The organism is Paenarthrobacter aurescens, from assembly GCF_025421775.1.
Taxonomy (GTDB): Bacteria; Actinomycetota; Actinomycetes; order Actinomycetales; family Micrococcaceae; genus Arthrobacter; species Arthrobacter aurescens_B.
The window spans coordinates 1-22,191 of the sequence record NZ_JAOEFX010000003.1; the positions used below are offsets into that span (position 1 = coordinate 1).

At 62.6% G+C, this 22,191-nt stretch carries 19 protein-coding genes and 1 tRNA gene; 11 read left to right on the forward strand and 9 right to left on the reverse strand.

Translation table 11 applies throughout. The annotated features are described in order from the left end of the window. Positions 1-359 precede the first annotated feature (359 nt). The 5 genes from N7568_RS06235 (at position 360) to N7568_RS06255 (ending at position 6,392) form a co-directional block, all read left to right on the forward strand. Positions 360-1,925, forward strand: a complete 1,566-nt coding sequence (locus N7568_RS06235; RefSeq protein ID WP_261609037.1) for an NCS1 family nucleobase:cation symporter-1 — start codon at positions 360-362, stop codon at positions 1,923-1,925. A gap of 94 nt (positions 1,926-2,019) precedes the next feature. Further along, a complete protein-coding gene (locus N7568_RS06240) occupies positions 2,020-2,781 on the forward strand; it encodes an aspartate/glutamate racemase family protein (RefSeq protein ID WP_261609038.1) in 762 nt (253 codons plus the stop codon). Between the two features lie 36 nt (positions 2,782-2,817). Next, complete coding sequence (locus tag N7568_RS06245) at positions 2,818-3,585, forward strand: SDR family oxidoreductase (RefSeq protein WP_261609039.1); 768 nt, start codon at positions 2,818-2,820, stop codon at positions 3,583-3,585. Positions 3,586-3,764: 179 nt separating this feature from the next. After that, positions 3,765-4,724: a hypothetical protein gene (locus N7568_RS06250; protein ID WP_261609040.1), complete on the forward strand. Its 960-nt coding sequence runs from the start codon at positions 3,765-3,767 to the stop codon at positions 4,722-4,724. A gap of 180 nt (positions 4,725-4,904) precedes the next feature. Next, the gene (locus N7568_RS06255; protein ID WP_261609041.1) at positions 4,905-6,392 is read left to right on the forward strand and encodes a cation:dicarboxylate symporter family transporter; all 1,488 of its coding nucleotides are present in this window, start codon (positions 4,905-4,907) and stop codon (positions 6,390-6,392) included. 69 nt (positions 6,393-6,461) lie between these two features. On the opposite strand, the gene N7568_RS06260 is transcribed toward N7568_RS06255, so the two are convergent. Together N7568_RS06260 and N7568_RS06265 are read right to left on the reverse strand one after the other, a co-directional pair. Next, the gene (locus tag N7568_RS06260) at positions 6,462-6,872 is read right to left on the reverse strand and encodes a sterol carrier family protein (RefSeq protein ID WP_261609042.1); all 411 of its coding nucleotides are present in this window, start codon (positions 6,870-6,872) and stop codon (positions 6,462-6,464) included. Positions 6,873-6,893: 21 nt separating this feature from the next. Then, complete coding sequence (locus tag N7568_RS06265) at positions 6,894-7,910, reverse strand: asparaginase (protein WP_231341836.1); 1,017 nt, start codon at positions 7,908-7,910, stop codon at positions 6,894-6,896. Between the two features lie 114 nt (positions 7,911-8,024). Between N7568_RS06265 and purD the strand changes: the two genes are divergently transcribed. After that, entirely contained in the window at positions 8,025-9,383 is a 1,359-nt protein-coding gene (gene purD / locus N7568_RS06270) for a phosphoribosylamine--glycine ligase (protein ID WP_261609043.1), read from the forward strand. A gap of 2 nt (positions 9,384-9,385) precedes the next feature. Continuing rightward, entirely contained in the window at positions 9,386-10,324 is a 939-nt protein-coding gene (locus N7568_RS06275; RefSeq protein ID WP_261609044.1) for a phosphoribosylaminoimidazolesuccinocarboxamide synthase, read from the forward strand. Between the two features lie 58 nt (positions 10,325-10,382). On the opposite strand, the gene N7568_RS06280 is transcribed toward N7568_RS06275, so the two are convergent. After that, positions 10,383-11,648, reverse strand: coding sequence for a helix-turn-helix domain-containing protein (locus N7568_RS06280; protein WP_261609045.1), 1,266 nt, complete (start codon positions 11,646-11,648; stop codon positions 10,383-10,385). Positions 11,649-11,774: 126 nt separating this feature from the next. Between N7568_RS06280 and N7568_RS06285 the strand changes: the two genes are divergently transcribed. Beyond that, positions 11,775-12,011 (forward strand): hypothetical protein, encoded by a 237-nt coding sequence (locus N7568_RS06285; protein ID WP_261609046.1) that lies wholly within the window; start codon positions 11,775-11,777, stop codon positions 12,009-12,011. Positions 12,012-12,223: 212 nt separating this feature from the next. Here N7568_RS06285 and N7568_RS06290 read toward each other — a convergent pair. The 5 genes from N7568_RS06290 to N7568_RS06310 form a co-directional block, all read right to left on the reverse strand. Further along, positions 12,224-12,300, reverse strand: a tRNA-Pro gene (locus N7568_RS06290). Between the two features lie 98 nt (positions 12,301-12,398). Then, a complete protein-coding gene (locus N7568_RS06295; protein WP_261609047.1) occupies positions 12,399-14,231 on the reverse strand; it encodes an ABC transporter ATP-binding protein in 1,833 nt (610 codons plus the stop codon). Beyond that, positions 14,228-16,027 carry an ABC transporter ATP-binding protein gene (locus tag N7568_RS06300; RefSeq protein ID WP_261609048.1) on the reverse strand — a complete coding sequence of 600 codons (1,800 nt, stop codon included), beginning with the start codon at positions 16,025-16,027 and terminating at the stop codon, positions 14,228-14,230. The genes N7568_RS06295 and N7568_RS06300 overlap by 4 nt, the downstream gene beginning before the upstream one ends. A 152-nt stretch (positions 16,028-16,179) precedes the next feature. Next, complete coding sequence (locus N7568_RS06305) at positions 16,180-17,127, reverse strand: metallophosphoesterase (RefSeq protein WP_261609049.1); 948 nt, start codon at positions 17,125-17,127, stop codon at positions 16,180-16,182. 2 nt (positions 17,128-17,129) lie between these two features. Beyond that, entirely contained in the window at positions 17,130-19,469 is a 2,340-nt protein-coding gene (locus tag N7568_RS06310; protein WP_261609050.1) for a transglycosylase domain-containing protein, read from the reverse strand. Between N7568_RS06310 and N7568_RS06315 the strand changes: the two genes are divergently transcribed. The 3 genes from N7568_RS06315 to N7568_RS06325 are packed head-to-tail and all read left to right on the forward strand — an operon-like array spanning position 19,468 to position 21,091. After that, positions 19,468-19,623 carry a DUF4177 domain-containing protein gene (locus N7568_RS06315; RefSeq protein WP_011775990.1) on the forward strand — a complete coding sequence of 52 codons (156 nt, stop codon included), beginning with the start codon at positions 19,468-19,470 and terminating at the stop codon, positions 19,621-19,623. The genes N7568_RS06310 and N7568_RS06315 overlap by 2 nt on opposite strands. Before the next feature lie 2 nt (positions 19,624-19,625). Then, on the forward strand, positions 19,626-20,162 hold the full coding sequence (locus N7568_RS06320) for a RidA family protein (protein WP_261609051.1): 537 nt from the start codon (positions 19,626-19,628) through the stop codon (positions 20,160-20,162). A gap of 17 nt (positions 20,163-20,179) precedes the next feature. Further along, a complete protein-coding gene (locus tag N7568_RS06325) occupies positions 20,180-21,091 on the forward strand; it encodes an NUDIX hydrolase (RefSeq protein ID WP_261609052.1) in 912 nt (303 codons plus the stop codon). 84 nt (positions 21,092-21,175) lie between these two features. On the opposite strand, the gene N7568_RS06330 is transcribed toward N7568_RS06325, so the two are convergent. Further along, positions 21,176-22,153 (reverse strand): helix-turn-helix transcriptional regulator, encoded by a 978-nt coding sequence (locus N7568_RS06330; RefSeq protein WP_261609053.1) that lies wholly within the window; start codon positions 22,151-22,153, stop codon positions 21,176-21,178. Positions 22,154-22,191 lie beyond the last annotated feature (38 nt).

Consider the following 22,191-nt stretch of genomic DNA (forward strand, 5'->3'; position numbering starts at 1 on the left):
GGATCACGATCAGGCAGCTGGGCAGTCAACCCGCTGAGGATGTGTGAGGTCTCTTCTCCTGCAGCCACGTCCAACCTCTCTTCATTGAATGTCTGGGCGCTTGCTCTGTGGGGGCGCTCAAGGAATTTCGTATTGTGAGAATAAAATTCTGCAATTCGAGATTACGTCTGCGGATCGGCAGCGTCAACACGGATTGCGTAACCGAAACAGTCAACTGGGAATCCGTCGGTCAAGCAACCAAATGTGACCCTGCCTACATTCGTGACACCTTGACGGTGAGTGACCTACGTCATAAAGTGTTTTCACTATTCAATAACTTGATTCCGCAATGTGGAATCAGTACGAAGTGGAGATCCACGATGCAGACGACTTCATCAGTCGGCGTCACTGAGACTCCGGGAGACAAGGACGCAGGTGGCCCCAACCACCCGGTCGTAGGCAACACTGACCTCTGCGCCATTGCTTCCGAAGCATCAGGCCGTACCATCAGCCCCAGTCTTTACAACATCGACCTCGCTCCCACCAAGGCCAAGGGTCGCAAGTGGACCAGCTACAGCATCTTTACCCTCTGGGCCAACGACGTCCACAGCCTGGGTAACTATGCCTTCGCCATCGGCCTGTTCTCCCTTGGTTTGGGCGGCTGGCAGATTCTGGTGGCCCTCGGAATCGGTGCCATCCTCCTTTTCGCCCTCCTGAACTTCTCGGGGTTCATGGGTGAGAAGACCGGCGTCCCGTTCCCGGTCATGAGCCGCATCAGCTTTGGTATCAGGGGTGCGCAGATCGCCAGCCTCGTCCGCGGCGCCGTTGCCGTGGCATGGTTCGGAATCCAGACATACCTGGCCTCGGTGGTCCTCCGAGTGATGCTGGTTGCCATGGCACCTGGCCTGAAGGATCTGGACAGCAACTCCATCCTTGGTCTTTCCACCTTGGGCTGGTTCTCCTTCGTGGCTCTCTGGATCGTGCAGTTGGTCATCGTCAGCTTCGGCATGGAAATGATCCGTAAGTACGAGGCTTTCGCAGGCCCGGTCATCCTGGTGACCATGGCAGCGATTGCAGTATGGGTGTTCATCGAAGCCGGTGGCGCCATCCAGTGGTCCGGCATCAAGGGCCTTGAAGGTGGGGAAATGTGGCTCACCATCTTCGCCGGAGGTGCGCTGTGGGTGTCCATCTACGGAACCTTCGTGCTGAACTTCTGTGACTTCACACGGTCCTCCACGTCCAAGAAGTCCATCGTCAAGGGCAACTTCTGGGGCATCCCCATCAACATGCTGGTCTTTGGCGCCATCGTCGTCGTCATGGCCGGCGGACAGTACAAGATCAACGGCACTGTCATCGAGAGCCCGTCGGACATTGTCCAGAGCATCCCGAACACCCTGCTGCTGGTCCTGGCGTGCCTCGCCCTGCTGATCCTGACAGTGGCCGTGAACCTGATGGCCAATTTCGTCGCTCCGGTTTATGCACTGACCAACCTCTTCCCCCGGCACCTGAACTTCCGCAAGGCAGCCTGGGTCAGCGGAACCATTGGCCTGGTGATCCTGCCGTGGAACCTCTACAACAACCCGATCGTGATTGTGTACTTCCTGGGCGGGCTCGGTGCGTTGCTTGGACCCCTGTTCGGCGTCATCATGGCCGACTACTGGCTGGTCCGTCGGGGCAAGGTCAACGTGCCCGAGCTCTACACCGAGGATCCCAAGGGTGCGTACTTCTACAAGCGGGGCGTGAACCCAAGGGCGATCATCGCAATGATCCCGGCGGCAGCCATCGCAATCGCCATCGCTTTCATTCCGGCCCTCGCGGCGGCAGCACCGTTCGCATGGTTTATCGGAGCAGGCGTTGCTGCGCTCACGTTCTTCGCGGTGGCTGACAAGAAGCAGCTCCATGAGGACGTCTCCGGCGAGCCGATCGCGGTCGCCAGCACCCACTGACACACCAATATCAAGGCGCCGCCCGTCCTCCAGCCAAGCAGATCCCAGCAACCGGATCCAGCGGAGGACGGGCATTGCCGTTGAGAGGAAACCCATGCGCATCCTTGTCGCAAACGTGAACACCACCCAGTCCATGACCGACTCCATCGCCGCCCAGGCCCGCGCGGCAGCTGCTCCCGGCACGGAGATCATCGGCATCACTCCGCGGTTCGGAGCCGATTCCTGCGAGGGCAACTTCGAAAGCTACCTCGCCGCGATCGCCGTCATGGACGCCGTGGTCAACTATCCAGAGCCGTTCGACGCCGTCATCCAGGCCGGCTATGGCGAGCACGGCCGAGAGGGTCTCCAGGAGCTCCTGGATGTGCCCGTTGTGGACATCACCGAGGCAGCTGCCAGCACTGCGATGTTCCTGGGTCACAAATACTCGGTGGTCACCACTCTTGACCGTGCAGTTCCTTTGATCGAGGACCGCCTCAAGCTGGCGGGGCTGGATGCGCGCTGCGCTTCGGTACGGGCCAGCGGCATGGCAGTCCTGGAGCTCGAGGAATACCCGGAGCGTGCGGTCGAGGCGATCGTGGGCCAGGCTGAGGAAGCAGTGAACGCAGACAAAGCCGAGGTCATCGTCCTTGGCTGCGGCGGCATGGCGGGGCTCGACGATCAGATCCGTCAGCGAACGGGTGTTCCGGTGGTCGATGGTGTGGCAGCGGCTGTCACTATTGCCGAATCCCTTGTCCGGCTGGGTCTGTCCACGTCCAAGGTGCGAACCTACGCCACGCCGCGTCCGAAGACTGTCATAGGCTGGCCGATAACTGCAGCCCAGCCCGCCGCACACCAGCCGGCCGAAGCCGCACACTGATCCATGCGCTGAACGCGCCACCCGAAAGGCAACCACATGACTGACTCAAGCCTGCCCGCAGACCCGAGGGTCGCCGTCGTGACCGGGGCTGGTTCGGGCATTGGGCGGGCGGTTGCCCGGCTGATGCTCGCCGATGGCTACCGGGTGGCACTGGCCGGGCGCCGCGAGGCGCAGCTGCTGGAGACGGCCGGCGACCATCCGGACGCGCTTGCGGTCCCGTGCGATGTCACAGCGCCCGACGACGTCGCCCGACTTTTCGCGGAGGTACGCCAGCGTTGGGGCCGGGTTGATGTGCTGTTCAACAACGCCGGCATCTTCGGTCCGGCCGGGGACGTAGGGGAAATCAGCCTGGATGAGTGGGAGGCAACCCTGCGCGTCAATGTCACGGGCTCAATGTTGTGCGCTGCCGAGGCCGTGAGGGCCATGAAAGCCCAGGAACCGCAAGGTGGCCGCATCATCAACAACGGCTCCATCTCGGCGCACTCGCCGAGGCCCAGATCCGTGGCCTACACCGTCACCAAGCACGCGATGACCGGCCTGACCAAGAGCATCGAGCTCGATGGCCGGGAGTTCGGGATCACCTGCGGTCAGATCGACATCGGTAATACCCGCACGGAAATCATGGACACCATCGGGGTGGGCTCCGGTGCCCTGCAGGCTGACGGCAGCCGCAAGGTGGAGCCGATGTTTCCCGTGGACGACGCCGCCCGGGCCGTGCTGATGATGGCCAACATGCCGTCGTCGGCCAGTGTTGGGTCCCTGGTGGTTACCGCCGCCGGCATGCCGTTCGTAGGCCGCGGCTAGCGAGTTTTTGTACACATAACGCCCCTAAAACCGCCCTTTCCGGGCATTAGCTGTACAAAAACTCAGGTCTGACGCGAATGATCTGTGGATAACTCTCGGTCGCCTCGGTCGTTGTGACTGAATGGGGCATGCGTCCGTTGTCTTCACTTCCTCCCGCGCTCTCTGACCAAGCCTTTACTGTGGCTGCGGCTGATGAATTCGGCGTTGCCCCGAAGAGGCTGCGGGCGTCGGACCTACTGGTGCCCAGCAGGGGAATCCGCCTGCCACGGCGAGTGCAGACGTTGCTGGAAGTTGCCCGGCCACATCTTGACCTCCACCAGTGTGACTTCCTTAGCCATATCAGTGCCGCGGAGGTGCTGGGCCTGCCGCTCCCTGCTTGGGCGCAATTCAAGCCCGACGACGGCGGCCCGGTGACCGCCGTCGTCGAACCTATTCCCTGGGGACCAAAGAGCGGCCCTCATTTTCGGGAGCCGGGGCGATTCATCCATCTATCCCGGCCAAGGAACGGATCGCTGCCTCGGCGTAGGGGAGTGGCCGGCCATCGCCTGACTTTGAGGGACGGTGATCTCACAGACCTGGAGGGCGCTGTCCTCACGTCTGTTGCGCGGACGTGGGTGGATCTGGCCTCGATGTTGCCCATGGAAGATCTGGTGGTCGTGGGAGATGCCATTGTCAGCGAACACGAACGCTCGTTCGGGCCACCGCGGGTTCCCCTGGTTTCTTTGCCGAAGTTGCAACTCTTCGTTGAAAAGGCCAACGGTATCCATGGTGTCCGCAAGGCCCGCGTCGCGTTGGATGCGATTCGCGTGGGTGTTGATTCTCCGCCGGAAACCAAGCTCCGGCTCTTGCTTGAAGAGGCCGGGCTTCCTGCATTCGTTCCAAACTGCCGGGTAGACGATGCGCTTGGCAAGCCGGTGTGGACTGACTTGGGGTGCCCGGAGTATCGGATCTGCCTTGAATACGAGGGTCTCCATCACCTCTCTCCGGAGCAGCAGGCGCTGGATGCTTACCGGGATCAGCGCGTCTCAGAGGCCGGCTGGCGTCAGGTCAAGATCAACAAGATCGACATGCAGCACGGGAGGAAGTGGGTAGTGGCCCGGGTATCCCAGGGGCTCCGCAAACAGGGGTGGAGGTCCTGAGTTTTTGTACAGGTACTGCCCTTATGAGCCACCCATCAGGGCAGTAACTGTACAAAAAACCAAATGTGACTTCCACAATATGGAAATCCATTTCCCCCTTGCGGAATGATGTGAGCAGGATTACATTGAAAATATCCCCCCAAAATGTGGGGCTGTTCCCAAACTGATTGGTTCAGATCAATGAAGATCCCAGACCCCGCGGCGCTGAAGGCGAGTTCGGCCCCGCAGAAGAAAAAGCGGCTGTACCAGTCGCTCTTTTTTCAAATCCTGATCGCCGTCGTCGCAGGTGTGCTCATCGGTCATTTTTGGCCGACCATTGGGTCCGCCCTCCGGCCACTGGGTGATGGATTCATTCAACTCATCAAGATGATCATCGCCCCGCTGATTTTCCTCGTGATCGTCACGGGCATCTCGGCAGTGGGCGACGTCAAGGCGGTCGGAAGGGTCGGGGTCAAAGCGCTCCTGTACTTCACCGGCGCCACCCTCTTTGCCCTGGTCTTCGGACTCATCGTGGGAAACATCGTTCAGCCAGGTGCCGGCCTGAACATCGATCCCTCCACGCTGTCCCAGGATGCCCTTAACGCCAAGACCGGCAACGCTCCGCCCAAGGACGCCGCGGCGTTCATCCTGGATGTCATCCCAGTCAGCGTGATCGGTGCGTTTGCCAACAACAGCCTGCTTCAGGTGCTTTTCTTCTCGGTCTTCTTCGGTGCCGCCATTGTGGTCATCGGCCGGGAGCGTTGCCTGCCGGTCATCAGCCTCATGGAAACCGTCCTGGAGCTGATCTTCAAGATCATGTCCTGGATCATGAAAGTGGCCCCCATCGGTGCCTTCGGTGCCATGGCATTCATCATCGGCCAGTACGGCATCGGCACGCTGAGTACCTACGCCCTCCTCATAGCGGCCTGCTATGGAGCGGCTATCATCTTCATCGGCTTGCTGTTCGTAGTGGCTTGGGGCTTCGCCCGCGTTCCGCTATGGTCCTTCCTCAAGTACACCCGCGAAGAATTCCTGCTGGCGCTCGGAACGGCCTCCACCGAAGCCGTGATGCCACGCATCATGACCAAGCTGACCAACGCCGGCTGCTCCCGGGCAACCACGGGCCTGGTAGTTCCCACCGGCTACTCCTTCAACCTCGACGGCGCCGCGATCTACCTTTCCATTTCGTTGCTGTTCCTGGCCCAGGCCTTCGGCCACAACCTTGATCTCGGACAGCAGCTCGCAGCCCTGGGTGTGTTGCTCCTGACCTCCAAGGGCATGGCAGGCGTACCGGGTTCGTCCTTCCTGGCACTCTCCGCTACCGCTGCCGCCCTCGGCATCTTCCCGGTTGCCGGCGTCGCGCTTCTTCTCGGAGCCGACCGCCTCATGGACTCCATGCGCGTCGTGGTCAACCTGCTGGGCAACTGCGTGGCGACGTTCGTCGTCGCCAAGTGGGAAGGCCAGTTCGACCGCAGCGTCATGGTCCGCGCCTTCAACGGTGAGATCACCAACGAGGACACTGCCATCATGCTCGGCAAGGAAGACGTCTATGCCCAGCAGGAACTGGAGCGCATCAGCAGCGGCCAGAACCCTTCCCCGAAGTTCCGCGGTGGACCCGCAGCCGACGACATCCCGCAGTTCGAGATGAGCAAGAAGGGGCAATCAACAACCCCGGTTTGCCCGGACTGACCGGATAGTTTTTGTACAGCTGATGCCCTTAAGACGCCGTCTTAGGGGCATTAGCTGTACAAAAACTCCTTAGAGGGGGAGCAACTCTGAAAGATCGGCACGCAGGCCGGATGCGGTCACCCGGTGGGTCGAAACCGCGTCCGCCCACGACAGGCTGCCGGTCACCAACGACAGCCAGGTGGCGGCGTCGCACTCGATCACGTTCGGGGGAGTGCCGCGCGTGTGGCGGGGCCCTTCTACGCATTGGGTGACGCCGAACGGCGGCACCCGGACCTCCACCGAGTTGCCGGGTGCGCGTGCGGTGACTTCCTCGAGGGAGTAGCGGACCGCCGTCGCAATGAGAGAGCGCGACGGCGGGTGCCCGGCGTCGCTGCCCGGCTCACCGGCGGTTTCGCTGCCGGAAGGTTCGACGGCGGCCTGCCAGGCTGCCAGCGCGGCCCGGCCTTCCTCAATATTGACGCGGCGTCGTGCAACAGCCATGGGTGTCTCTCCTCAGAAGTGCTAGTCGAGCAGGGCCGAGACGGCGTGGCCCAACCGGATCTTACCCACGGGGCGACCACCGCCGAGGACGGGCTCAACCACTCGTTCCAGGACGCTGGAAACGGCCGGGATGTCCACGGCGCCGCTGACAGCCAGGAGGGTCAGTCCCACCAAGGATGTGGCGCGGAGGTTGCCGTCCAGCATTTTTACGGCCACTGTTGCGCCGGTAGGCGTGGCCAGGACCAGGATGCCCTCGGCGCCAATCTTCGCCAGGACTTCGAGTTCTTCCATGACCACAGTGTTGGACTCGCCCTTGCCTTGCACGGCCCAGGGGTAGTCCAGCATCGAGGTCGCGATGGTCGCGGCCCGGGCATTGGACGACGAATCACCGGGCGACTTGGCCAGCCGGGAGTAGGCGCGGGCAAGGCCCGTTAGCGAGATGGCTGCCACAGGGGCTCCGCACCCGTCGATGCCCAGATGTGAAATCGTTTCGCCGCTGTACTCCTCGATCACGGACCGGACCCGCTGCTGGAGCGGGTGGTTCGGCTCGAGGTAGCTGCGGAGGTCCCAGCCGTTTTCAGTGCAGGCCCACAGGAAGGCGGCATGCTTGCCGGAGCAGTTGAAGGCGAGCTTGGACTGTCCGCGTTCGGACCGGACCAGCCAGTTGCGGGCCGTTTCGTCCTGGGGCCAGGCAGTGGGGCACTGCAGGTTTTCTTCCTTGACTCCGGCTGCCTTGAGCATTCCCTCCACCACATCCATGTGGTCCAAGGACCCGGTGTGGCTCCCGCAGGCGACAGCAACTTGCGCCCCGCGCAGGGGCACTCCTGATTGCATGGAGGCCAGTGCTTGGAAGGGCTTGAGGGTGGAGCGGGCGAGGATGGGGGCATCGATGTCACCTAGACGGGTGACCACCGAGCCGTCGCCGGCAAGAACCACGGCCGCGCCGATGTGCCGGGACTCAATAAAGCCACTTCGTTCGATCACTGCCAGTTCCACCGCAGACTCAACGTTGAACGTTTCATGCGAACTCATGGGCATGTAGCAAGTCTAGGGCGCGGTGGGGCGGTTCCCGGCTCAACCGCGCACCCGCGCGCTCTCAACCGCGCACCCGCGCGTTGCAGGGGAGCCGGGTCAGAGCAGCCGGTCCGGGGAATGACACAGCTTAGGCCCCGCGCCCTTCACAAAGTACCCTTGAAGACTGTGAAGGTACTCGTCATTGGCCCAGGCGGCCGCGAACACGCCATTGTCCGCTCTCTGCTTGAAGATCCCAACGTTTCCGAGGTCCACGCGGCCCCGGGCAACGCGGGCATCAGCAAACTCGTTCCCACCCACGCGATCGACGGGAACAACCCGGAAGCCGTGTCCGCCCTCGCCACCAAGCTGGGCGTGGACCTGGTTGTGGTCGGACCCGAGGCGCCCCTGGCTGCCGGTGTGTCCGACGCCGTCCGTGAAGCCGGTATTCCGGTGTTCGGTCCCAGCAAGGAAGCAGCCCAGCTGGAGGCTTCCAAGGCATTCGCCAAGCAGATCATGGCCGAGGCAAACGTACCCACAGCCATGGCCCGCGTTGCCACCAACGCCGAGGAAGCAGCCGATGCGCTGGACACTTTCGGCGCGCCCCATGTGGTTAAGGACGACGGCTTGGCCGCCGGCAAGGGCGTCGTGGTCACCAAGGACCGTGCCGAGGCCCTGGCACACGCTCAGGCGTGCTTCGACGCCGGTGGAACTGTTGTGATCGAGGAATTCCTCGATGGCCCCGAGGTTTCCCTGTTCGTCCTGTGCGACGGCCGCACCACCGTCCCGCTGTCCCCGGCGCAGGACTTCAAACGCATCTTCGACAATGACGAAGGCCCCAACACCGGTGGCATGGGTGCGTACACCCCGCTCGAGTGGGCTCCCGAGGGTCTGGTCCAGGAAGTCATCGACCGCGTGGCCCAGCCCACCGTGGACGAGATGGCCCGCCGCGGCACGCCCTTCGTCGGCGTGCTCTACTGTGGCTTGGCCCTGACCTCGCGCGGCACCCGCGTCATTGAGTTCAACGTCCGCTTCGGCGACCCCGAGACGCAGGCTGTCCTGGCCCGCCTCAAGACCCCACTCGGTGCGCTGCTGCTGGCAGCCGCCAAGGGCGAACTGGACACGGCGGAAGAGCTGCGCTGGTCCAAGGACACGGCCGTCGCCGTCGTCGTTGCCGCCGAGAACTACCCGGACGCACCCCGCACCGGTGATCGCATCCGCGGCCTCAAGAAGGTTGACGAGCTGGACGGTGTTCACGTGGTCCACGCCGGCACCAAGCTGGACGACGAAGGCAAGGTGGTCTCCGCTGGTGGCCGCGTCCTCGCGGTGGTCGCGCTCGGTTCCGATCTGGTGGAGGCCCGCGAAAAGGCGTACGACGGCGTTGAGCTGGTTCAGCTTGAAGGCTCACAGTTCCGTACAGACATCGGTGGCAAAGCGGCCCGAGGCGAAATCCGCGTGCCGTACACCGCAACCGGAACCATCCCGAAAGTGCAGGCCTGAGCATGACTGACGGGATCCCCACTGGCGGCTTCGAAACCGAAACGTTGGATCTCCCGGGCTGGACACACGTCTACTCCGGCAAAGTCCGCGACCTCTACGTCCCGGCCGATGAGGCCATCACGGAGAAGATCGGCCAGGAATGCGTTCTGGTGGTCGCCAGCGACCGCATCAGCGCCTACGATCACGTCCTCAGCAGCGAAATCCCGGACAAGGGCCGCGTCCTCACACAGTTGAGCCTCTGGTGGTTCGACCAGTTGGACGTTGAGCACCACGTGCTGGCCTCCACTGTTGAGGGTGGCGTTCCTGCCGCCGTCGAGGGTCGGGCCATGATCTGCAAGAAGCTGGACATGTTCCCGGTGGAGTGCATCGCGCGCGGTTACCTCACCGGTTCCGGCCTGGCCGAATACAAGGAATCCCGCACGGTGTGCGACATCCCGCTGCCGGAGGGCCTGGTTGATGGCTCGCGCTTGGAGAAGGCACTCTTCACGCCCTCTGCCAAGGCAGAAGTGGGCGAGCACGACGTCAACATCACCTATGACGACGTCGTAGCCATGGTGGGTGACGACATCGCAGCCCGCCTCAGCGAGCTGACCTTGAAGATCTACACCCGCGCCGAGGAGATCGCCCGTGAACGCGGCATCATCCTGGCCGACACCAAGGTGGAGTTCGGCATTGACGCTGCCACTGGCGTGATCACGTTGGGTGACGAAGTCCTCACTCCGGACTCTTCACGTTTCTGGGACGCGTCCACGTACGCGCCGGGGAAGTCGCAGCCTTCGTATGACAAGCAGTACGTCCGTGACTGGCTGACCTCCGCAGAGTCTGGCTGGGACAAGTCCTCGGACACGCCACCGCCGGCTCTTCCCGCCGAGGTCGTAGAGCGCACCCGTGCGCGCTACGTCGAAGCGTACGAGAAACTCACGGGCCGCACGTTCGCCTAAGCGTTAACGCAAACTGCCCTGGACCATCTGGTACGGGGCAGTTTTCGCATTAGGCTCGTTATGCCCCGGAGTGTTCCTTCGCGGCACGGCGTTCGGCCAGCCGGATCTCCAACACAGCATCCATGGCCTGCTGAACCCTGTCCGACGCTCCCGCTGCGCTGAAGTCGTGCTGGGCCTCTTCCAGGAACTGGAGCGCCTCAGCGGCTTCCCCAGCTGCTTTCAGCGACTTGCCCAGCAACAGCGAAACTTCACCGGCTGTGTGCCGGGCCAGGACCTTGCGGTCTGCATGGATTTCGCGGAGCTTCTCGACGGCGGCCGGAATGTCACCAGTCAGGTACAGCCAGCGGGCGCGAATGAAGGCGACTTCCAACTGGTCCGTTTTGTTTCCGCCCACGATGGACAGCGCCAGTTCTGCGCGCTCTATGGCGGACAGTGTTTCGGGCTCCACGATGCCCGAGGACAGCCGGACCGCTGCCGAGGCTTTGTTGAACCGGGCCCACAGTTCGATGTCGTTGGCGGGGGAGAGGAGCTTGGCTGCGCGCTCGTGGTGCTTGATGCCCTCCACGTAGTCGTGGCGCATGAAGGCAACGTTGCCAACTACCCAGGCGACTTCTCCAGCCAGTTGCGACATGGAGTGCTCGTCCATGTGCTCGATCATGGCCAGGCAATACTGCCATGCTTCGTCCAGTTTGCCGCTTTCGGCAAGGGCACCGATCAGCGCGCGGTGGGCGCCAATGATCAACGTGGAACCCTTGGGTAGCTGCTCGCTCAGCTTCACTGCCTTAGTGGCATGTTCGACGGCGGTGGCCAGCTGGCCTTGCCCGTGACACACGGCGGCAAGCATCTGCCAGGCGCGCACTCCCAGCCCGGCGGATTCCGTGGCCATGGGGTGTTCCAGGAGGTGCTCAACAATTTGCTGGCATTCCTTCAGCTGGCCTTGCTTCATCATGCACTCGGCCTGCATGTACGTCATGTTCCACCAGGCGCTGTTGTTCTTGGCCTCAAGAGCAATCTGGGCTGCAGTGGCTGCGTGGCTGGCGGCCAGTTGGTAGTCGCGAAGATCCCATGCTTGCCGGGCGTACAGGCCGGCGAGGACGTATTCGGCGTCGCTCACGGAGACGGGCTGGCTCCACGCTTCCAAGGCTTTCGGTGCGAGTTCAAGCCGGCGGGCCAGCTCTTCGATGACCTCGGCCGTAGGCTCACGCCGGCCGGTCTCAAGCAGCGAGATGTAGCTGGGAGAGTACAGGTTCTTGCCCAGCTCTGCCTGCGTTAACCCACGTTCGAGCCGTTCGGCACGTAGCTTCTCGCCGAATCCGTTTCCCACGGGTCCCCTCCTACAGGTGTCTTTTGACCAAAACCTTGACAGTCTCTGTGGAAAACATTTTACAATGTATGTCAACAGGGACCACGCAATTTCCATAACGAATCCGACTCGCATTGGGGAAATACCATGTTCAAGAAAATCATCGCTTCAGTGGCCGTGGCGGGCGCACTGACGCTGGCGGTTGCGGCTCCCGCAGTCGTGTCTGCAGCTCCTGCTGCAGACTCAAGCACCGTGAGTGCCATTGGCAACTGGCCCGATCCTATGCGCATCGCTGCGCCGACGAAGTCCACGGCCTCAACGCCGACGACGTCCGAGCCGACGTTCACCACGATGTCCATCGGCAACTGGCCGGATCCTATGTAAATCAACAGAAGTAAATCGAAGCCCCGGAGCGTGACGAGCGATGCTCCGGGGTTTTCTTTGCCCTTTTGGAGGTGCGCGGGCGACGCTCAATTCGCCCGGGACTCAGAAACGGAGCAGTGACACCCGGATGCGCGTGTCGTTCGTGGGGATGCGTGTCGCGGATGAATGAGACAACAAAAATGGCGCCGATTTCTCGACGCCATTTCCGTTTTTGGTCGGGATGACAGGATTTGAACCTGCGACCTCTTCGTCCCGAACGAAGCGCGCTACCAAGCTGCGCTACATCCCGATCCGCTGCGAAAGCAACTGTTCAAGAATAGCCGAAACGTCCCGTGATGCGAAATCGAGGAGCCGGTGTGCCTCGTCACAGCCGCAAGGCAGCGAAAGCTACACCAGCGAGTCCCGCCAGGCCCCGTGCAACTGGGCGAACCGTCCGCCTCCGCTGATCAATTCGGCCGGCGTCCCGTCTTCCACGATGCGTCCATCGTGGACCACCAGAACCCTATCCGCTGTCTCCACCGTGGAGAGGCGGTGGGCGATGATGATTGCCGTCCGGGCCCCTCTGCCACCGGCAACTCCCTCCAGCAAGTTGGACAGTCCCTGCTGAACCATGCGCTCGGAAGGAATGTCCAAAGAGGACGTTGCTTCGTCCAGGATCAGCACAGCCGGCGCGGCCAGGAAGGCCCGGGCGAAGCCGATGAGCTGGCGCTGACCCGAGGACACGCGCCCGCCGCGCTTGTTGACGTCCGTGTCGTAACCCTCGGGCAGGCTGGTGATGAACTCGTGTGCTCCCACAGCGGCCGCAGCAGCCTCGATTTCCGCCCGCGACGCCTCAGGCCGGCCCAACGCGATGTTGTCCGCCACAGAGCCACTAAAGAGGAATGCTTCCTGGGTCACCATCACCACAGCGCGGCGCAGGTCTGTGGTGGACAAGTCCCTGAGGTCGATGCCGTCCAAAGTGATCGCCCCGGACGTGACGTCATAGAAGCGTGCCACGAGCTTGGCCAGCGTCGATTTGCCGGCGCCGGTTTGGCCCACCAGGGCAACGGTCTGCCCGGCCGGGATATGCAGGTCCATCGTGGGAACCACTACCTGGCCGTCGCCGTAACCGAACTCCACAGACTGGAAGTCGATCTCGCCCCGCGAGCTCTTCAGTGGCACCGGGGTCTTCGGCGGGCGGACCGTGGGAACTTCCTCAAGGAGGCCCGACACCTTTTCCAATGCTGCCTGCGCGCTTTGGAACGAGTTGTAGAACATCGCCATCTGGTCCACTGGCTGGAAGAAGCGCTTGGTCGACAGGATCAGGGCCAGCAGGACGCCGACGGCTAGGTCGCCGCTGAGCACACGGAAGCCACCAAACAGCAGGACCACGGCTACGCAGACATTCCCGATCAGCACCAGGCCCGGCTGGAAGATGCCGTTCAGGTTGATGGAGCGGACGGTGTTCTTGCGGTAGTCCTCGGCCAGCTCGCCGTAACGGTCAGCGTTCTCGGGTTCCTTACGGAAAGCCTTCACCGCGCGGATACCGGTCATGGTTTCTACGAAGTGCACGATCAACCGGGCTGAAACCACGCGGGATTCCCGGAACGCGATCTGCGAGTGTTTCTGGTACCAACGGGCCAGGAAGAACATGGGGACACCGGCAGCCAGCATGATCAGGCCGCTGCGCCAATCCAGCGCGAACACCGTGACGGCCGTGAAGAGCATGAACAGCATGCCGGACGCCAAGGAGCTGACGCCGGAATCCAGGAGTTCGCGGAGCGCTTCAAGGTCCGAGGTCTGCCGGGCAATGATCCGCCCGGAGGTGTACTTCTCATGGAATTCCAGGCTCAGCCGCTGGGTGTGCCGGAAAACGCGCAGCCGGAGATCCAGGAGCATGGCCTGGCTCAGGCGGGCCGTGGACGTCACATACAGTGCTGTCATTCCCGCCGTGGCGATGGCAGCCGCCAGATACAGGGCACCCGCCAGCACCAGAGGGCCGTTGTCGCCTGCCTGCAGCGCGGGAAGGGCGTTGTCGATCCCGAAGGCGATCAGCGCCGGCCCGGCAACCCGGGTGAGCTGAGAGACCACCACCATCACGATCGTCAACCAGAAACGCAACCGCACCGGGCGGATGAGCGAGGCAAGCAAGGTGAGCGACCGGCGTCGTACTGCTTTGCTGTCTGCTTTGGTGAGGAGTGTGTTGTCCTCGTTGGCGGTTCCAAACGTTGCGGCACTCACCGGCGGGCCTCCTCAGCTTCTTCGAGCTCGTCCAGTTCGGTGTCCAGGTCCTTCGGACCGGCATCCAGGCTGGCGATGACGTAGCGGTAATGGTCGTTTTCTGCCAACAGTTCCGTATGGGTCCCGACGGCGGTGATGGTGCCGTTTTCGAGCAACGCCACCCGGTCCGCCAAAGCCACAGTGGAAGGGCGGTGCGCGACGATCAGGGTGGTGGTCTCGCGCAGGACCTCGCGCAAACGCGCCTCAACACGTTCCTCGGTGTTCACGTCCAGGGCGGACAGGGGATCGTCCAGGACAAGGACCTTCGGCTTGGCCGCGATGGCGCGGGCAAGGGCGATGCGCTGGCGTTGGCCGCCGGACAGGCTCAGCCCCTCCTCGCCGATGAGCGTGTCCACGCCGTCCGGCAAGGAGTAGGCGAACTGGGCCTGCGCCACGTCCAATGCCTCGTCCAGGGCGGCATCACTGGGATCCGGAGCGCCCAGGAGGACGTTGTCGCGTACTGAGCTGGAGAACAACGTGGTGTCCTCGAAAGCCACGGCGACGATCCTGCGAAGCTCGTCAATGTCGTAGTCGCGAACATCCACGCCGTCGATGGTCACGGCACCCTCGGTCACGTCGTACAGGCGGGGGACCAGTTGGAGCATGGCACTCTTGCCGCTGCCGGTGATACCCACCAGGGCCATCGTCTCGCCGGGGCGGATATCCAGGGTGAGATCGTGCAGGAGCGAGCCACCGTCGTCGAACCCGAAACCCGCATGCTCAAAGCGCAAGGCACCCTTCACGGTTTCCGGAACCGTTGCCTGATCCGGCGAGGTGATGGTGTTCTCGGTGTCCATGACCTCGAAGTGGCGGTCCAGCGCGGTCTTCGCGGTCAGGGCCATCGCCAGCAGCATGCCCGAGAATTCCACCGGAGTGGCCACCACGGCGGCGGTTGCGAAGAAGGCCACCAGCGCGCCGATGCTCAGCTCCCCGCTGGCCGCGAGCATGATCCCCACTACCAAACCGACGCCCAACGCCAATTCCGGAAGCAGCGTGACCACCAAGGTGAAGCCGGCTTGCTGCTTGGCTTTCGCGATCTCGGTCTGGCGAAGTTCTTCAGCCTGGCCGTTGAAGTTCTCCAGTGCTTCGCGGCTCCGGCCGAAGGCCTTCAGGACGCGGATGCCGTGGACGGATTCCTCCACGGTGGTGGCTAGATCGCCGGCCTGGTCCTGACTGAGGCGGGTAACCAGGCTGAAGCGGCGGCGGAAGCGGAAGGAATTGATCATGATCGGAACCGCCGCGCCCAGGAAGATCAGCGCCAGCTGCCAGCTCATGGAGAACATCACGCCGACGCCGATGATCACCGTCAGCGTGGTGACCACCAGCATGATCGCGCCGAACGCCATCCAGCGGCGCAGGAAGCTCAGGTCCGTCATGGCGCGGGACAGCAGCTGGCCCGAACCCCAGCGGTCGTGGAACGCCACTGTGAGCTGCTGCAGGTGGCCGTACAGGGTCACGCGCATCCGCGTCTCAACGGTGGTGGCGGGGTTGATGACGAACTGCCGACGCAACGCCACCAGCCCCGCTTCAGCAATACCCAACGCAAGGATCACGACGGCGGCGATCCAGACTGCGTCAGTGGAACCGCCGGGTTGCAAGGAGTTGTTGACGAGGACCCGCAGTACCTGCGGAATCGTCAGCGCCACGATGCTTGCCAGCAGGGCGCATATCAGGCCCATGAACAGGCGGGGGAGGATGGGCCGCACGTGAGGGTACAGGCGGCCGACGGAGGTGAAAAAAGACGTTTGCTTGGACATGCCCGCTTCTCAACAGCTGGATCTTCAGATGGTGCGGAGGTAGTTTCCCGTAGCAACTACCCTATGCCATGGCGTGATTCGTTTCACAGGACTACGCAACGTAGGTGAAATGTTTGACCCAGTTATTGAGGATCGTAATGATCCGTCGGACTCTAGCTGCGTGCCGTGAGGGTCAGCAGCACGGCTTCCGGGCGGCAGGCGATCCGGACCGGTGCGAACCGCGAGGTACCGATGCCGCCCGAGACGTTCACCGGCGTCGTGAAGCTATCGCTTTCCCAGTTGTGGAGGCCTTTGGCGCGCCACGTAGGGAGGTCACAGTTGGAGACGAGGGCGCCATAGCCGGGGATGCAGATCTGGCCGCCGTGGGTGTGCCCGGCAAAGATCACGTCAGCTCCGGCTTCGGTGAAGTGGTCCAGCACGCGCTGGTACGGAGCGTGGATGACACCGACTTTGAGGTGCGGGCGGGCGTCCTGGTTCACGGTGCCGCGGGGCCAACCGGCGTACCGCTCGCGCTTGAGGTGGGGGTCGTCGACTCCGGAGAAATCGAAGCGGAGTCCATTAAGGACCACCGACTGGGCGCGGTTGGTGAGATCGATCCAACCGCCCATGCCGAAGGCTGACCGGAGCCTGGGCCAGTCGAGCTTGATGGGTTCGGTCTTGAGCTTTGAGGGCCCGCGGAAGTAGCCCGCGGGGTTTTTGATTCTTGGCGCGTAGTAGTCATTGGACCCTGGCACGAAGACGCCAGGGAACTCCAACAAGGGACGCAGCGCCTGGATTAGGGGGTCGACGGCCTTCGCGTGGCTGAGGTTATCGCCAGTGTTGACCACAAGATCGGGCTTCAGCTCAGCCAAGGACTGAAGCCACTGGGCCTTCTTGTCCTGGCCAGGGATGAAGTGGATGTCGCTCAGGTGCAGAACGCGAAACGGCGCCGATCCCTCAGGGAGGATCGGCAGGGTTTCCTGGCGGACCTCGAACTGGTCCTTCTCCCACCAGCCATAGGCAGCCGCTGCTGCGCCGGCTGTTGCACCGAGGGCTGTAGTGACGGCGAAACCGCGCCCGACGGTGCGGACGCGGTTTGCCAGTGAATCACGGAAGGACACACTTAGTCCTTATCGTTGTTGCCGTTGCCGTTATTGCCATTGTTCCCGTTGCCGCCGTTTCCGTTACCGGAGGACGGTGCGGGGTTCGGTGTGGTGGGTGCCGGCGTGTTGTTGCGCTGGGGGGCTGCCGTGCCCAGCAGGTTGGACGGCGGCTGCTGGAACGGATTGGTTCCGTAGGCCGGGGCAACCGACAACATGTAGTTGGTGAACTGCGGACCGGCAATCATGTAACCGTCGATGGCTTGGTAAAACTGACCGTTGACTGTCAGGTTTCGGCCCGGACGTAACTGGTCTCCCAAGGGGTCGCCGAACCATGATGCCGTTGCAAGCCCGCTGGTGTAACCGACTACCCAGGTGGAGCCATTCGAGTCGTTGGTGCCGGTCTTGGCTGCCACCGGGAAGTTCTTGGAGTTGAGGGCTGGGCGGATCAGGGAACCAGAACCTTCGTCCAGTACTTTACCCATGGCATACGCAACGCCTCGGGCAACCTCGGGCTTCACGGCGTCCTTGCAGTTTGAGGACTGGGCAGGCAGTTCAGCGCCCGACTGGTCCTTCACTGACGTGATGGCGATCGGTTCGCAGTACTTGCCGTCAGCAGCGAATGTCGCAAAAGCGGCCGCCATGGTGAGCGGTGCAGTCTGTGTTGCACCAATAAGGTTGGACAACCTCGTCATCGGCACCTGGGGGTTCGGATCCGTGACTTTGCCGTTGTTGTCGCGTGTGGGAAGACCGCCGTGAATTCCTGTGGCATCCACGATGCCTTGGATGCCGCACAGATCAACTTGGGCTGCCGAAGCGAATGTGGCTGTGTTGATGGAGTTTTTGAGGCCCCAGAGGACCGTCATATTTTGGTAGTACTTCGGCTCAGCGTTCTGAAGGTCGAAGCTACCTGGCACGTTCGAGTCGTAGAAGCCGTCAGTGGGTGTCGGACAGGTGTTTCTCCACGGGAAGTTCTGTGGATACTTCCTAACCGCCGCATTGACGTTCTGGTTCATCGACTTGCCCTCGTTCAGCCACTGGGCGAACGTAAACGGCTTCATCGTCGACCCAGGCTGGAAGCCGCCAATGCCGTTAAGGTCATTGCCATTGGCATCGAGGACGTCGACGTTGAAGTTTTGGGTCTGATCGAACTTGCCCTCTTGAGGCAGCCAGACAGTGTTCTGGGCCATGCTCACGATTTGGCCCGTGCCCGGCTGGACCGACGTGATGGACGCACCCCACTTGTCAGGGTTGGCGCCCGCCGTGGCATCAACCTGCTGCTGGGCAACGGTCTGTGCGGTCGGATCGAGGGTGGTCTGGATGGTCAGGCCGCCGCGCTGGACGCGCTTGATGCGCTCTTCCTGAGTGTCGCCGTAAGCCGGGTTGTTGAAGAGCAGGTGAAGGACGTAGTCACAGAAGTACGGCGCCATGGTGGCGTAGGCGCAACCCTGACGGGCGGGCGTGACTTTAGTGGTGACCGGGGTGGCAACAGCTTCGTCGTACTCAGCCTGCGTGATCTTCCCCTGGTTGACCATGGCGGCGAGGACAAGGTCGCGGCGTTTCTTCGCGTTATCCGGGTTGGCGATGGGATCGAATGCCGACGGGCTGTTCACGAGGCCGGCCAGGAGGGCGGCCTGCGGAAGCGTCAAGTCCTTGGCAGTGGTGCTGAAGAAGAATTTGGAGGCAGCTTCGATTCCGTAAGCGTCACGGTTGAAGAACACGATGTTGAGGTAGCCCTCAAGGATCTGCTCCTTGGAGAACTTCTTCTCCAGCGCGATGGCGAGCTTCATTTCACGGAGCTTGTCGCCCACGCCTTTGTCGCCACCGTTGAGCTTGACGTCTTCTTCGCGGTCGGACGCCACCAGGGACTCGTTGATGACGTTGTTCACGTACTGCTGCGTGATGGTGGACGCGCCCTGCTTGTTACCACGGGCGGTGCTCACGATGGCTCGCATGATGCCGGTGGTGTCGATGCCGCCGTGCTCATAGAAACGGCTGTCCTCGATCGCGATGACAGCGTCCTTGATGAACGGGCTCATCGAATCCAGCGGAACCTTGGTCCGGTTCTCCGCATAGATCGAGGCGATCGGCGTACCGTCCTTCGCCAGGATCGTGGTGTTCTGGCTGGGCGGGTCCACCTGGAGTTCCGCCGGCAGAGTGTCAAAGAACTGGATTGAACCACTTGCGGCACTGCCCGAAACGGCGGCTGCGGGGACCAAAAGGCCCGCCACCAGGACGCCACAAATCGCGCTCACACCGAGGAAACCTAGAATCTTTCCGAGGGTGGTGGCAGTGTCGAATAGTGGGTTCTTGCGAGTCACCATGTTTTCCACTTTACCGGCAAGGGCTAGGCTTTCTGTCATGACCAAATGGGAGTACGCCACGATTCCGCTCATTATTCACGCCACGAAGCAGATCCTGGACCAGTGGGGCGAAGACGGCTGGGAGCTTGTCCAGGTCGTCGGTGGCCCCGATGGCAAAGGCCTTGTTGCATACCTGAAGAGGGAGAAGCAGTAACCATGACCACCCCCGCAGAAACCACGTCTCCCGCGGAATCCGGCGCTCCCACGTCTGCTGTTGAGCAGCGTCTGGCCGAGCTCGGACTGACCCTCCCAGAGGTCGCAGCGCCCGTCGCGGACTACGTCCCGGCCATCGTCTCCGGCAGCTACGTTTACACCTCTGGACAGTTGCCTTTTATTAACGGCAAACTCGAAGCTACGGGCAAGGTCTCGCTCGGTGAGTTGGGCACTTCCGACGAACCCACTGTTGATCCCGAAGACGCCAAACGCTACGCCGCCGTCTGCGCCATCAATGCCCTCGCAGCAGTCAAGAGCGTCATCGGCGACCTCGACCGCATCACCCGCATCGTCAAGGTCGTCGGGTTTGTTTCCTCCGACCCCACCTTCACCGGCCAGCCCGGCGTCATCAACGGTGCGTCCGAACTCCTCGGCCAGGTCCTTGGCGACGCCGGCAAGCACGCACGCTCCGCCGTCGGCGTCTCTGTCCTGCCGCTCGACTCTCCTGTTGAAGTCGAGCTCATTGCTGAATTCAGCTAAGGAACCGGTTCACCCAATTGCCGCAGCTTGCCCGCCGCCTGTTTGTACTGCCCCCCGAACTCGAAGGGGCAGCACGAAACTGGCTTGAGCTCGGCGAGCGGACCCCCAGGGCCGCCCGCTACGCATCATCCGTTGTGCTTTTGCGCGACTCGCCCACCGGTTTGGAAACCTGGCTTGGTTACAGGCCGGGGTCCTCACCGTTGGGCGTTGTCGCGTTCCCGGGCGGATCCCTGGACCCGTCCGACGACGACCCCGTGGGTTGGTTGGGCCCCTCACCCCAGCAGTGGGCAGAGCACTTGGGAACGGACGACGTCGGACTCGCCCGCCGTCACGTGGTGGGCGCCATCCGTGAACTTTTCGAGGAAACCGGCGTCCTGCTCGCCGGACCTGACGCTTCGTCCACGGTTGAAGCGAACTCGACAGTTGACTGGATGCGCGCCCGCGAAGCCGTGGCAGCACAGGAGAAGTCCTTCACGGAGATGCTCTCCAAACGTGGCCTCTCCCTCCGCACTGACTTGTTGAAGCCCCTGGTGAACTGGCTCAGCCCGGATTTTGCGCACACCCGCTTCAACACGCGCTATTTCGCGGCGACTGTCCCCGTGAACCAGCAGCCCAGCATCCTCGGGAGCAAGGGCGTATGGGGGCGCTGGGTTACCGCGGCCGAAGCGATCGCCCTCAGGGAGACCCCGGCGCTCGGAGACGAAGTAGGCCAGCAGAACACAGTCGGCCTCACCCTCGGCCAACTGTTGGTTCCCGGTTCAGAAATCATGCTCGAGAAAATGGCTGCCTCCAATGGCTGCATCGCCTACCTGAGCTACAAGCGCAAAGCGCATGTGTACCAGGCGAAGTTGGTGGACGAGGGCGGAGTCCTGATGCTCGAGGTCGAAGCAGCAAGGACCGTCGCGGGGGAGCCCCAACGGGAACGCTAAAGCCCCATTCCGACGCTCTCTCACCGATCGCCTTTTTGAGTGGGTCGCTCTCTCACCTCCCGTTGTGTTTGGGCGAACGCTCGCTCACTTTCTGTCGGTAGCCGTAGCCGGTACGTCGTTTATCGCTCGAAGGTAGACGTCTGCGAGATGCCTTAAGTGGGGTACCAGGGCAGCTGGCGACTCGACTGTGAAATCCATGCCCAGCATGCCGATGTAGGCGGCGATGGTTTCGAGGCTGTCGGCGCCAGTGACCAAGACGGACTCGGTATCGGAGATCGATTCCACCACCCCCACAGCGTGGTTGATTCGAGCCAGGACCGCTTCTGCAGGAGCAGCTACGCGAAGGCGGGCATGCACTTTCCAACCGCTGGCGGCGATCGATTGCATCGCGAACGCGGTGTAGTCACCGCCCGGCAGGGGTAACGGGGAGAACCGACGGCGGGTACGCATCCGCGGTTCAATCCAGTCTGCGCGGAAGACGCCCCATTCATCAGAGGCAGGGTCACGCCCCACGAGGTACCAGCGCCGTTGCCAACTCAGCAGACGGTAAGGTTCCACAAGCCTGGACGTACCTCGGTCATCGAACCTGAACCACTCGACGTCGCGGATCGCTGCTGCAATTGCGGCGAGAACGGAAGGGTTGACCTCAGGGTCGGGCGCATCCGTTCCGTTGTTCTCTGGCGCGCGGTCCACTGTTGATAGCGCCGCAACAGTTGGCCGCAGTCTTGATGGCAGCACCTGCTCGAGTTTTGCGAGGGCGCGGGCGCTGGATTCGGCGATGCCGGCGATACCCGTTGCCGAGCGTAGGCCAATAGCGACGGCGACGGCTTCCTCGTCGTCGAGGAGGAGTGGAGGGAGCTTGCCGCCGGCCCCGAGGCGATAGCCGCCTGCTGTCCCGCGGGTAGCGTCCACGGGGTAGCCCAGTTCCCGCAATCTGTCGATGTCCTTGCGAACGGTGCGCGTGGAAATGCCCAGGCGCGCGGCGAGGTCCGTGCCGGTCCAATCGGGCCGCGACTGCAAGAGGGAAAGGAGGGCCAGGAGGCGTTCAGCAGTAGAAGACATCGGGTGAGATTCCTGCTTCCTTTAGGAAGAAAACGTTC

Bases quoted from the DNA above. Each gene is read 5' to 3' on its own strand.
- N7568_RS06310 (WP_261609050.1), bottom strand. From the start codon at position 19,469: ATGACAGAAAGCCTAGCCCTTGCCGGTAAAGTGGAAAACATGGTGACT.
- N7568_RS06330 (WP_261609053.1), bottom strand. From the start codon at position 22,153: ATGTCTTCTACTGCTGAACGCCTCCTGGCCCTCCTTTCCCTCTTGCAG.
- N7568_RS06240 (WP_261609038.1), top strand. From the start codon at position 2,020: ATGCGCATCCTTGTCGCAAACGTGAACACCACCCAGTCCATGACCGAC.
- N7568_RS06300 (WP_261609048.1), bottom strand. From the start codon at position 16,027: ATGTCCAAGCAAACGTCTTTTTTCACCTCCGTCGGCCGCCTGTACCCT.
- N7568_RS06260 (WP_261609042.1), bottom strand. From the start codon at position 6,872: ATGGCTGTTGCACGACGCCGCGTCAATATTGAGGAAGGCCGGGCCGCG.
- N7568_RS06275 (WP_261609044.1), top strand. From the start codon at position 9,386: ATGACTGACGGGATCCCCACTGGCGGCTTCGAAACCGAAACGTTGGAT.
- N7568_RS06320 (WP_261609051.1), top strand. From the start codon at position 19,626: ATGACCACCCCCGCAGAAACCACGTCTCCCGCGGAATCCGGCGCTCCC.
- purD (WP_261609043.1), top strand. From the start codon at position 8,025: ATGACACAGCTTAGGCCCCGCGCCCTTCACAAAGTACCCTTGAAGACT.
- N7568_RS06285 (WP_261609046.1), top strand. From the start codon at position 11,775: ATGTTCAAGAAAATCATCGCTTCAGTGGCCGTGGCGGGCGCACTGACG.
- N7568_RS06265 (WP_231341836.1), bottom strand. From the start codon at position 7,910: ATGCCCATGAGTTCGCATGAAACGTTCAACGTTGAGTCTGCGGTGGAA.
- N7568_RS06245 (WP_261609039.1), top strand. From the start codon at position 2,818: ATGACTGACTCAAGCCTGCCCGCAGACCCGAGGGTCGCCGTCGTGACC.
- N7568_RS06255 (WP_261609041.1), top strand. From the start codon at position 4,905: ATGAAGATCCCAGACCCCGCGGCGCTGAAGGCGAGTTCGGCCCCGCAG.
- N7568_RS06315 (WP_011775990.1), top strand. From the start codon at position 19,468: ATGACCAAATGGGAGTACGCCACGATTCCGCTCATTATTCACGCCACG.
- N7568_RS06235 (WP_261609037.1), top strand. From the start codon at position 360: ATGCAGACGACTTCATCAGTCGGCGTCACTGAGACTCCGGGAGACAAG.